This is a genomic window from Gordonia sp. LMA167 (assembly GCF_058130025.1).
On record NZ_CM176708.1, the window covers coordinates 496,256 to 507,829 of the forward strand.

The window sequence follows — 11,574 nt, forward strand, 5'->3', positions numbered from 1 at the left end:
GAACGAGCGAGCGTATCGAGACCGAGCGCCGTGATCTCGATACGGCGCCTCGCCCTTGGGGGGCTCGGTGCCTACTCGATCAACAGGAGGTGGCGGCGCGAGCCGAGCCGCTTATCGACGATCAACCGGCGGCGTCCACCACCCCCTACGACCTCCGCCGGGCCGCCGACTGCTCGTTCTGTTTCGCCTCGAGCGCCGCGATGACGGTCCGGGCATCGTGCGAACCGAGATGACGTTGCCCGTTCAAGAAGAACGTCGGCGTGCCGCGGGCTCCGCTCATCACGGCACTCTGTTCGTTCGCGGTGATCCGTACCGCGATCTCCTCGCTCTCCAGGTCCACGATGAAGCGGTTCATGTCCAGACCGAGTCGCTCGGCGTAGCCGAGTAGATGGTCGGACTCGAGTTCGGCCTGGTTCGCGAACAACAGATCGTGCATCTCCCAGAACTTCCCCTGTTCGCCTGCCGCTTCGGCCGCGGTCGCCGCGAGATAGGCGTGCGGGTGGTACTCGTAGATCGGCAGATGTCGCACCACGTACTTGATGTCGTCGCCGAAATGCGCGTGCACGTCGTTGAACATTCCGGTCGTGCGCGCACAGAACGGGCACTCGAAGTCCATGAACTCGACGACGGTCAGCGGGGCGTCGACGCGCCCCCGGATGTGGTCCGTCGCCGGGTCCACCGGCGGGTCCAGCGTCACCGGCAGGTCCGCCGACGTCTCGCCCCACTTCACGCGCGCGCGGGTGAAGATGAGCCATCCGAGGCTCGCCGCCAGCACCATCGCGACCAGCACGCCGACGGTCGCCTCCGCGGCCTCATCCCCCTCCGTGAAGGCGAGCCCGACGATGAGCAGCGACACCGTGAACCCGATGCCCGACAGCGCCGCACCGCCGAGCAGACTGCCCGGGCCCACCCCCTGCGGCAACCGCCCAAGCCCGGCGCGGATCGCCAGCCACGCCCCCACCGTGATACCGACGAACTTGCCGACCACGAGACCTACGGCAACACCCCAGGTGATGGTGGAGGTGAACGCGTCGGCCAACACCCCGCCGCCGAGTGCGATACCCGCATTGGCCAGGGCGAACGTCGGTACGACGAACAGCGAGACCGGCCCGCGCAACACGTCGTGGAGCCGCTGGTTGACCGAGATCGAGCGCGCCAGCCCGCGTCGTGCGGTCCGCGCGACGGTCGCCTGCGGCGACTGCCAGTAGTCCCGGAACAGGATCTTGGCGCTCTCGACGTGGCCGCGCTGGGTCGCCTGCGCGGGCACCAGCAGGCCCGCGACCATCCCGAACAGCGACGGGTGAACCCCGGATGCGAGCGTCGCCGCCCACCCGACCACGACGAGCGCCACGTACGGCGAGCTGCGCCACACCGTCGTCCGCGACAGCATCCACAGCCCGATGAGACTGGCGAGAGCGATCACCAGCGGCACGATGTCGAGTTCATCGGAGTAGACGATGCCGATGATGGCGACGGCGAGGAAGTCGTCGACGACCGACAGCGTCAGCAAGAACACGCGGAGCTGGTTGGACATCCGCGGACCGATGATCGCGAGCGCGCCCAGTAGGAACGCGGTGTCCGTCCCGACCACCACACCCCACCCACTTGCGGCGTCGCGGCCGGCGATCAGCAGGTAGATCATGGCGGGGACCACCACGCCGGTGAGCCCGGCCACCAACGGCACCCACGCGCGGCTGCGATCGTGCAACGTCCCGACCGCGAATTCCTGTCGCACCTCGAGGCCGATCACGAAGAAGAACAACACCATCAGGCCGTCGTTGATCCAGTGCTGCAGCGACATCTCGTAGCCGTGCTCGCCAAAGCTGACGCCCAACTCCGTGTGCCAGAACTCGCTGTAGGTGTCGCCCATCGTGGAGTTGGCCCAGATCAAGGCGACGAGGGTGATCAGGACGAGAAGCGCGGCGCTCCCGGTCTCGGTGCGAACCCAGTCACCGGCCCTCCGTGCGTACGCGACCATCGGCGATCTCCTTCCGCACGGACCACATTGCCCGACCCGAGTCGGCTCCGCTCGCTCATCAATGACAACGAGGCGGCAGTCCGCATTCCACGAGGGATCAGCCCGACAACCGATACTCCTGCCGCGGCCGTCCGGTACTCCCGTACTGCAGCGTCATTGTCAGCCGTCCCGACGACACGAGATGAGCCAGGTGTCGACGGGCCGTCGCAGCGGACACACCGACAGCAGCAGAGACCTGGTCGGCGAACAAGGGACCGTCCTCGGTCGAGAACAGTTCGAGGATGAGACGTTCGGTCTGCGACCCGACGTCGGGCCGATCCGATCCGCGTGTCCCGAACCGCAATGCCGAGAGCGCGGCGTCGACCGCGTGCTGATCGACGGTGTCAGCGGTCAGGACACGTCGGTACTGCGCATAGCCGGCGAGACGTCGCGCGAGCTCGGTGTCGTCGAAGGGTTTGATCAAGTAGGCGAGCGCACCCGCCCGCATCGCGGTGCGGACCGCTTGGGAATCGGTCTCGGCGCCGACGATGATTGCGTCGCAAGGTAACTCGGAGACCAGATCGATTCCGGAGCCGTCCGGGAGGTAGACGTCGAGAAGGGCCAGGTCGATCGCGCTGCCGTGGTTGACCATCGCGGCACGCGCGGCGGCTACGCTGCCGGCCCGGTCGACGACACGGAAGCCGCGAACGGCGTCGACGATGCCGGCGTGCAACGCGGCCACGCGGAAGTCGTCGTCGACGATGAGTACGCCCAGGTCATCGGTCATCGCTGTCGTTCTCCGTTCCGTCGTCCATCACGTCGGGGAGTCGGGCCACCAGCACGGCGCCGCCCGGGTCCGCGGCATCCCGACCGCCTGCGTCGGCCACCCAGATGTCGCCCCCGACCCGACGCGCGATCTGTCTCGACAATGCCAGACCCATTCCGCGCCCACCGGGGACACCCGGGTCGGCCTTGGTGGTGACGCCCTCGTCGAAGATCAGCGACGGGTCGTCGAACGAGATGCCCGGACCGGAGTCGGCCACCGTGATCAGCAGGTCGTCGCCGTCGGTGATCAGTTCGACCTCGACGATCCCGGCGCGCGTGCCGTCGGCGCAGGCGTCGATCGCGTTGTCGACCAGATTGCCCAGCACCGTGGTCACCACGACGGGATCGCGCAGCGCGCCCTGCACCCAGGTCTGGTCGCCCAGCCGCAGGGTGACCGCGCGTTCTCGCGCGTGAGCGGCCTTGGCGTCGAGAAACGCCTGCAGGTGCGGTTCGCCGACGTTGTCGAGCCCGGCGAGCTGGGCACCCCGCGCACCGGCCCCGGTGAGTTCGTCCAGGTAGGAGATCGCTTCGGTGGTGTTGCCCCGGCGCAGCAGCCCGGCCAGCACATGCATGCGATTGGCCGTCTCATGCCGATGGGCACGCAACGCGGTACTCATCGATCGGATGGAATCGACCTCCCGGGTGAGATGTTCGACGTCGGTGCGGTCCACCACCGACAGCACCATCCCGAGGTCGCGTCCATCGGCCTCGGCGGCGTGCGAGCTGACGAGCACCACGCGGTCACCGACGGTCGCCGCGATCGGTTCGGCGGTCGGGGTGTCGAGGACCCCGCGTACCCGCGGTGTCAGTCCCAGCTCGTCGATCGGGGCGCCCACCGGGTCGGTGAGGTCGAGCAGGCGCAGCGCGGTGTCGTTGGCGACGCGGACGATCCCGGTGGCATCGACGGCGAGCACTCCGTCGGCCATCGAGTGCAGCACGGCACCCTGTTCGCGGACCAGTTCGAGCAGTTCGTCGGGCTCGAGGCCGAGAGTCAGCCGGCGCCAGCGCCGCGCGAGCAGAACCGAGCCGACCGCCCCCACCGCCAGCGCCCCCAGCGCGATGAGAATCGTGGTGATGATGTCGCGTCGCGTGTCGGTGGCCAGACGTGTCGTCGATACCCCGACGCTGACGAACCCGATGACCCGTCCGCCGTCGAACACGGGAACCTTCGCACGGACCGACTCGCCGAGCGTCCCCCGGTCGGTGCTCACGTCCTCGCTCCCCGCCAGCGCGTTCGACGGATCGGTGGAGACCCGTTTGCCCAGTTCGGCGGGTTCCGGGTGTGCCAGACGCAACCCCTGGTCGTTGCCGATGACGACGAACAGCGCACCCGTGCGCCGCTGGACCGCGAGCGCCTCGGCCTGCAGCGGCCCGGCCGCCAGTGCTGCCGGGTCGAGGACGGCTCCCTGATGTGTGGCGACCTCGGCTTGGACCTCGGAGTCGGCGGCGACGGATTGCGCGATGGCGAGTGCCCGCTGCGCGTATTCGTCGCGGACCCGGTCGTCGGAGCCCGAGATCACCAGCCCGAAACCGACGGCAAGGCTGACCGCGATGACGGCGAGTTGCAGGAGCAGTACCTGCGTTCGCAATCGCATTCGGTCAGCCTAGGCCGGGGTATCGCGGGTCAGAACGGGATCGCACCCACCAGGCCGCCGACGAGGAGCATCGTCAGCGACACCACCGCGGCCCGCCACAACACCTTCTTGTGGTGATCACCGAGCGAGACACCCGCGAGTGCGACCAGCAGCAGGATGGCGGGGACCAGCGGGCTCTGCATGTGCACCGTCTGCCCCGTGATGGATGCCCGAGCCATTTCGCTGGGATCGATGCCGTAGCGGGTGGCCGTCTCCGACAGCACCGGCAGCACCCCGTAGTAGAAGGCGTCGTTGCTCATCAGGAAGGTCAGCGGCAGCGAGAGGATGCCGATCACGATGGCCATGTGCGGGCCCATCCAGTCCGGGATGCCGTCGGCGAGCCAGTGGGCGATGGCGTCGACCATCCCGGTGCCGGTGAACACGCCGGTGAGCACGGCCGCCGCGAGCACCATCGCCACCACCGACACGATGCTCGACGAATGCCGGGTGATCGCTTCCTGCTGGTCCTTCACGTGCGGGAAGTTGACGGCCAGCGCGATGGCGGCGGCGATCATGAACAGGACCGGGATGGCGACGATGTCGAGGCCGAGAACGGCGAGCAGTCCGATGGTCAGTCCGGCGTTGACCCAGAACAGCTTGGGACGCAGGGATGCGCGATTGGGGTCCAGGACTCCGGTGAAGCTCGTCTCGCCGTCGTCGTCGCTGGCGTCGGGGTCGTACTGCCCGACGGGGATGTCGCGGGTGGGCACGTCGTCGCCGGTCGAGCCGGTGCCGGCGGAACCGGATGCTGCCGAACCGCTGCCGCGGCCCGAGCGTCCGAAACGTCGCGACTTCGGCGCGACGTCGGTGCCCGAGCCGCCACCCGCGGCGACCAGCACCTCTTCACGCGGCATGAGCAGCGAGTCCTTGATCTCGATACGACCGATGCGGCGACGTTCCATCACGCCGAGGTGCAGGGCGAACAGGAAGACGACGATCAACGCGACAGCCAGCGCCGGAACCATCGGCAGGAACACGTCATTGGTGTCGATCTTGAGGGCGCTCGCCGCGCGGGCGGTCGGGCCGCCCCACGGCAGGATGTTCATCGTGCCGTTCGCCAGGCCGGCGACCACCGTCAACACGACCGGGCTCACCCCGAGCTTGAGATAGAGCGGCAGCAATGCTGCGGTGGTGATGATGAAGGTAGTCGACCCGTCACCGTCGAGGGACACGATCATCGTCAGCACAGCGGTGCCGACGACCAGTCGCGCCGGATCGTTGCGGACCATCCGCACCACGAACCGGACGATCGGGTCGAACAGTCCGACGTCGATCATGATGCCGAAGAAGATGATCGCGAAGAACAGCATCGCCGCCGTCGGGGCGAGTTCTTTGATGCCGTCCTTGATCATGTCGCTGATGTCGAGGCCGGCCCCGGCGAACAGGCCGAACGCGACCGGCACCAGGATCAGCGCGACGACCGGCGTCGCGCGTTTGGTGATGATCAGGAACATGAAGGTGGCCACCATACCGAGGCCGAGTGCTACCAACATCGTTGTTCTCTTTCTGCTCTGGGAACGGTCGCGATGTCGCCGGGCTGGGAGTCGCGGCCGTTACAAGAGCACTCTGCGGGTAACCCACGTCACAGTCACGCTTGCGCTCATTAGTCGTCTTTTGCGCGTTTTGCGCACGCTGTCCGCTGGGTCGAGTAGCCGCGAACCATGCCCCGCTGGTCGAGTAGCCGCGAACGTAGTGAGTGGCGTATCGAGACCCGCTGCATCGCAAGCGGTCTCGATACGGTGCTCGCCTAGCGGCTCGCCCCTACTCGACCGGCGGGTGGGCCCCCGCTGATCGAGCCACTCCCCCCGCTGATCGAGTAGCGGGCGAGCGGCAGCGAGCACGCGTATCGAGATCCCGCAACCACCAAGAGATCGCACACACTCAGTCCGGAAGCATCGGCGCGTCGTCCCCGTGATGACGTCCGACGAGCACCGCCCGCGTGACCGCGTCGCGACCGAAACGATTGCGCAACTGGTCCATCGCGATGTCGAGTTCAGCGCCGTGGTCCTCGGCGAACGGCAGGGTGAGCTGGACGCTGTCGTGGTCGTCGAGGTTGGTCAGCGACAAGCCGATCAGCGTGCAGCCGCGATCCCGGATCAGCGGCATCGCCTCGTCGAGCAGTCCGCGCGCGACGGCCATGACGATGTCGGTGCGATCGGTCGACTCGAGGAACGACCGCGACCGCGTGGCCCGCCCGAAGTCGTCGAACCGGAGTCGCAGAACGACTGTGCGACAGACACGTTCGGCACCCCGCAGCCGCTTGCCGAGACGTTCGACGATGGCGACGAGCGTGGCCTCGAGGTCGGCCTCGTTCTTCGGCCGCCGACCGAGCGCCCGCTGTGATCCGATCGACCGTCGCCGACGTCCCGTCTCGACGCGGCGCGGGTCGCGGGCCATCGACAACGCATACAGATGACGCCCGGAACCCGACCCGAGCAGCGAGCTCAGACCACGTTCGCCGAACGAGGCGAGGTCGCCGACGGTGCTGATTCCCGCATCGGCGAGTTTCGCCTCGGTGACCGCCCCGACACCCCACAGCCTGCGCACCGGCAGTGGATGCAGGAAGTCCAACTCGGTGCCCGGGGCGACCTCGAGCAGACCGTCGGGCTTGCCGACCGCGCTGGCCACCTTCGCGAGGAATTTGGTGCGCGCGATGCCGACCGTGATCGGCAGTCCGACCTCGGTGGCCACCCGCCGGCGCAGCGTGGCCGCGATCTCGACGGGCGACCCGCTGATCCGTCTCAGACCGCCGACGTCGAGAAACGCCTCGTCGACCGAGATGCCCTCGACGACGGGCGTGATGTCGTGGAAGATCTCGAAGACCGCGCGGCTCGCATCCATGTAGGCGTCGAACCTCGGGCGGACCTCGACCGCTCGTGGACACAGCGCCCGCGCCTCGCGGCCGGGCATGGGCGTGCGTACGCCGAAGGCCTTCGCCTCGTAGCTGGCCGCGAGCACGATGCCACCACCCACGATGACCGGCCGCCCGCGCAGCTCCGGGTTGTCCCGCTGCTCCACCGACGCATAGAAGGAGTCCAGGTCGGCATGCAGGATCGTGGCCTCCGACCTCTCCTTACGCTCGATGCGCATAGAACATATGTTCGCACAGTGGTCTGACAGGTTACGGTCGAAGCCATGAGCGAGCACAGTCACGGCGCCGGGAGCGAAGCGAGCGGGCCGCACGACCACGGCGCCGGGAGCGGAGCGAGCGGGCCGCACGACCACGGCGCCGGGAGCGAAGCGAGCGGGCCGCACGACCACGGCGCCGGGAGCGGAGCGAGCGGGCCGCACGACCACGGCGCCGGGAGCGAAGCGAGCGGGCCGCACAGTCACGGCGCCGGGAGCGGCGACATGGACGGCGCGGCCGAATGGGACGAGCGGTACAGCAGCGCGGATCGACTCTGGACGGCCGACGTCAACCCGGCACTTGTCGCCGAGATCGCCGACGTCCCGCCCGGAACGGCACTCGACGTCGGGTCCGGGGAGGGCGCCGATGCCCGCTGGCTCGCCGATCAGGGCTGGCAGGTCACTGCTGTCGACATCTCCCAGGTGGCCATCGACGGGGCCCGGGAGATCGACACCCGGGACTCCATCGTGTGGCTCCGCGCCGACCTCACCGTCGATGATGTCCCCGGCCGCGACTTCGGGCTGGTGGCGCTGCACTACTTCCCCATCGCACGGTCGGACGAGGCCACGATGACCCGCATCATCGACGCCGTCGGACCGGGCGGACGCCTGCTGATGGTGTCGCACGAGGCGGAAGGCGTTCGCGCGCACGGCCGCAACCCGGACGACTACTTCCAGCCCGCCGACGTCGCGGACATGGTCGGCGATGGTTGGACGGTGATCACGAACGAAACCCGTGAGCGCGGTGTGGCGGCGGGTGGTGGCGTCCACACCCACGACGTCGTGCTGCACCTGCAGCGCGCCTGATCCCGCAGGTCAGTCGACAAGTTCCTGCGTTCCGAGCACCACGGCCAGCGACAGTCGATCGGCGTCCTCGGTGCCCGGTTCGGCGGTGTAGATCATGATGCGCAGATCGTCGGCGGCGACGATCATCGTGTCGCAATCGAGCGTGATGTGCCCGACCGCCGGATGGTCGATGGTCTTGTGTCGTCCGGTGTCCCCGCGGGGGAGATTGACGTCACCGGAGTCCCAGAGTTCGACGAACCGTGGGCTGTGCGCGGCCAGCGTGTCGATGAGTTGCCGTAGCCGCTGGTCGGCGGGATACCGGGTGGCGGTCAGCCGTAGGTCCGCGACCAGCCCACGCTGGAAGTCGGCCTTCTCTTCCGGCGTGTGCACGGTCCGGGTGCCGGGACCGACGAGATTGCGCCACACACTGTTGCGCTCGACTCCCCGCCAGGTAGTGGTCGGGCCCATCAGGGCGTCATACGGCGCGTTGGCGCTGATCAGCGTCCAGGTGGCGTCGTAGACGGCGACCGGCGTGTGGTCCAGCCGGTCCAGCAGACGCGCGACACTGGGCGTGATCCGCATCGACACCACATCTCGGCCCGGCGTCACGTGGCCGGCCAGCCGGAAGAGGAGGTCGCGCTCCGCATCGTCGACGCGGAGCGCCCGGGCGAGTGCCTCCACGACCTGCGCCGACGGCGAGGTGGCCCGGCCCTGCTCCAGGCGGGTCAGGTAGTCGACCGAGATCCCGGCGAGTCCGGCCAGTTCTTCACGCCGCAGTCCCGTCGCCCGTCGACGAGCGCCCACCGGCACGCCGACCGACGACGGTGTCACTCTGTCGCGCAGCCGACGGACGAGGCGTCCGAATTCCGACGATTCCACCCCTCGAGTGTGCGCCGGGCGGCCGGTGTTGTCCTGGCCCTGACAGTCCCAGGACAACCAGACGACTACCCCACGGCTGGTCCGCGGCCGACTCTGGAATCATGCCAACACAACCGAGAACAGACAATCTCAACTCCATCAGCTCAGGAACCGTCGTCATCACCGGGCCCACGAGCGGCCTGGGCCGGGCGACGACTCTGTCGATCGTCAATCGGCCGGCGGGCGCCCGCCCAGACCTGATCCTGATCGGCCGGGACGGACCACGACTGGTCGAGGTCGCCGACGTCGCGCGCGCGTCGGGCGCGACGGTCCACGCCATCGGCTGCGATCTCGCCCGGCTGTCCGACGTGCGCGACGCGGCGCAACAGGTGAAGGATCTCGTCGCGGCCGGCGCGGTCCGGCCGCTGCGCGGCCTCGTCGCCAACGCCGGGGTCTCCCCCGTCGACGCGACGTCGGCTTCCGAGGACGGTTTCGAGCTCACCTTCGCGGTCAATCACCTCGCGCACGCGCAGCTGATCGACGACCTCGTCGACACCTTCTCGACGCCGGCCCGGATCGTGCTGCTCGGCTCCAACACCTATCACCAGAACTGGGTCCGCCGAATCCTGCATGTCCCACCGGCCCGGTGGCGTGATCCACTCGAACTGGCCCGACCGGCTACGACAGCGACCCCGTCGTCGGGCGGCATCGCCTACTCGGACTCCAAACTCGCCATCCTCTACTACGCGCACGAACTACAGCGGCAGGTATCTCCCGGCATCAATGTCTCGGTGTTCGAGCCCGGATTCATGCCGGGCACCGGCCTGTCCCGCCAGCACGGCGAAAGTCTGCAGCGGATAGGACAACTCGTGGAACGCATCCCCGGCATCTCCACGCCTGCGCGTTCCGGACCGGCGCTGGCCTCGGTGGTTCTCGATGATCGATGGGCGCACCTCGCCGACGGGGCATTCGTCGTCAAACACACCGAACGCGACGTCAAACCCGTTGCAGTCGACCCGGTACGCGAGGCGCGTTTGTGGAAGGCAACACGCGAATTGTTGGAAGCCGCCCGCCAGGATGACTCCCAGCCACTCCCCGACTGAGCGACCTAGACCCCGTACCGCTTGTCCAGCAACCTGATTCGACCGCCGACGACGGCACGGTCAGGATCTCCGGGCGCAAGCCGGTGTTCGAGGCGCCGCCACGCGACCAGGTCGTCGCGACCATGCACGGACGACGTCCATTTCCGCAACGCCCCGACCTCACCCGCCGAGATCACCCGGGAGCGAACGTCTTCGCGGATCTCCTCGAACATCTCGGTGACGCCGGGCGCCGACGACTCGGCCAGCAACCCGCCACGACCCAGGAGCTCGATCACCGCTGCCAGGTCCTCGCCACGCGCCACCCGATCGCGGATCTCGGACACGTCGGACACCAGATCGACGGTCAACCGGTAGGGCCGGGAGGCCACCACATCATTGCCCAGATCCCTACGGAGCCTGGATATCTCGGCACGAACAGTGACCGGGTCGATGCCGTCCTCGGCGAGCATCAGGGCAAGCTGTTCGGTGTTGAGACCCTCCGGATAAGCCTGCAACAGCAGGAGGATCTCCGCATGCCGTCGTGACATCGTCCGTTCGCCCAGGGCGTCACCGTCGCGCCGCCACCGATACGTGCTGCCACCCAGTACCGTCAGGCGAGCACCACCCGGCGCGGTGAAGGTGGCGGGATCGGCGAGATCGACGGCCTTGGATTGCAGTTCACGCTCCACCGCGGCCACCACCGACCGAACCGCCGCCAGCGCGAACGGTGCCGCCACCTCGCGGCCGCCGGTGACATCGATGACGCCGATGACGTGACCGGTCATCGGGTCGTGCACGGGTGCGGCCGCGCAGCTCCACTGCTGCACCGGGCCGGCGAAATGTTCGGGTCCGACGACCTGCACGCCGCGGTCGACGGCGAGCGCGAGGCCGGGCGCGTTCGTGCCGACCAATTCCTCGCTCCACATCGAGCCCTCGACGAAATTGATGTGCGCCGCCTTGTCCCGCGCATCGGTGGCACCCTCGACCCACAGCAGGCGGCCCACCTGGTCGGTCAGCGCGACGACGACGCCGGTGTCGGCGATATCGTCGAGCATGAGGGACTGCACCAGCGGCCGTACGGCGGTGATCGGATGCGCATCGCGGTACGCGGCGAACTCGACCGCGGTCATCGTCGCCGCGCTGTTCTCGGGCACGGCGTCTCCTGGATCGACGCCCTTGCTGACCGAGCGGGCCCAGGATTCCCGCACGACCGATCGAACCGAGTCGTCGGACGGTGTGATGCCCGAGAGAAAGTCCTCGTAGGCCCGACGGACACGGGACGCCGAGGCAGAATCGGTCATACGTC

Annotated in this window: 9 protein-coding genes; 2 read left to right on the forward strand and 7 right to left on the reverse strand. The window is 68.4% G+C overall.

Annotation, left to right across the window (positions count from 1 at the left end):
• Positions 1 to 145: 145 nt before the first annotated feature.
• From nhaA to dinB, 5 genes are all read right to left on the reverse strand, one after another.
• The gene (gene nhaA, locus ACVT6V_RS02280) at positions 146 to 1,978 is read right to left on the reverse strand and encodes a Na+/H+ antiporter NhaA (RefSeq protein ID WP_489898192.1); all 1,833 of its coding nucleotides are present in this window, start codon (positions 1,976 to 1,978) and stop codon (positions 146 to 148) included.
• A gap of 97 nt (positions 1,979 to 2,075) precedes the next feature.
• A complete protein-coding gene (locus ACVT6V_RS02285; RefSeq protein ID WP_489898193.1) occupies positions 2,076 to 2,744 on the reverse strand; it encodes a response regulator in 669 nt (222 codons plus the stop codon).
• Positions 2,734 to 4,377 carry an ATP-binding protein gene (locus ACVT6V_RS02290; RefSeq protein WP_489898194.1) on the reverse strand — a complete coding sequence of 548 codons (1,644 nt, stop codon included), beginning with the start codon at positions 4,375 to 4,377 and terminating at the stop codon, positions 2,734 to 2,736. Before ACVT6V_RS02290 ends, ACVT6V_RS02285 begins: the two co-directional genes overlap by 11 nt.
• A gap of 29 nt (positions 4,378 to 4,406) precedes the next feature.
• The gene (locus ACVT6V_RS02295) at positions 4,407 to 5,909 is read right to left on the reverse strand and encodes a CitMHS family transporter (protein WP_489898195.1); all 1,503 of its coding nucleotides are present in this window, start codon (positions 5,907 to 5,909) and stop codon (positions 4,407 to 4,409) included.
• Positions 5,910 to 6,297: 388 nt separating this feature from the next.
• Positions 6,298 to 7,506: a DNA polymerase IV gene (dinB, locus tag ACVT6V_RS02300; protein ID WP_489898196.1), complete on the reverse strand. Its 1,209-nt coding sequence runs from the start codon at positions 7,504 to 7,506 to the stop codon at positions 6,298 to 6,300.
• A gap of 261 nt (positions 7,507 to 7,767) precedes the next feature.
• Between dinB and ACVT6V_RS02305 the strand changes: the two genes are divergently transcribed.
• Positions 7,768 to 8,349 (forward strand): class I SAM-dependent methyltransferase, encoded by a 582-nt coding sequence (locus tag ACVT6V_RS02305; RefSeq protein ID WP_489900689.1) that lies wholly within the window; start codon positions 7,768 to 7,770, stop codon positions 8,347 to 8,349.
• A gap of 9 nt (positions 8,350 to 8,358) precedes the next feature.
• Here ACVT6V_RS02305 and ACVT6V_RS02310 read toward each other — a convergent pair whose 3' ends face one another.
• Entirely contained in the window at positions 8,359 to 9,207 is an 849-nt protein-coding gene (locus ACVT6V_RS02310; protein ID WP_489898197.1) for a helix-turn-helix transcriptional regulator, read from the reverse strand.
• A 101-nt stretch (positions 9,208 to 9,308) separates the two neighbouring features.
• Between ACVT6V_RS02310 and ACVT6V_RS02315 the strand changes: the two genes are divergently transcribed.
• Positions 9,309 to 10,289, forward strand: coding sequence for an SDR family NAD(P)-dependent oxidoreductase (locus ACVT6V_RS02315; protein ID WP_489898198.1), 981 nt, complete (start codon positions 9,309 to 9,311; stop codon positions 10,287 to 10,289).
• Between the two features lie 5 nt (positions 10,290 to 10,294).
• Here ACVT6V_RS02315 and ACVT6V_RS02320 read toward each other — a convergent pair whose 3' ends face one another.
• Positions 10,295 to 11,569, reverse strand: coding sequence for a GAF domain-containing protein (locus ACVT6V_RS02320; RefSeq protein WP_489898199.1), 1,275 nt, complete (start codon positions 11,567 to 11,569; stop codon positions 10,295 to 10,297).
• Between the last annotated feature and the right edge of the window lie 5 nt (positions 11,570 to 11,574).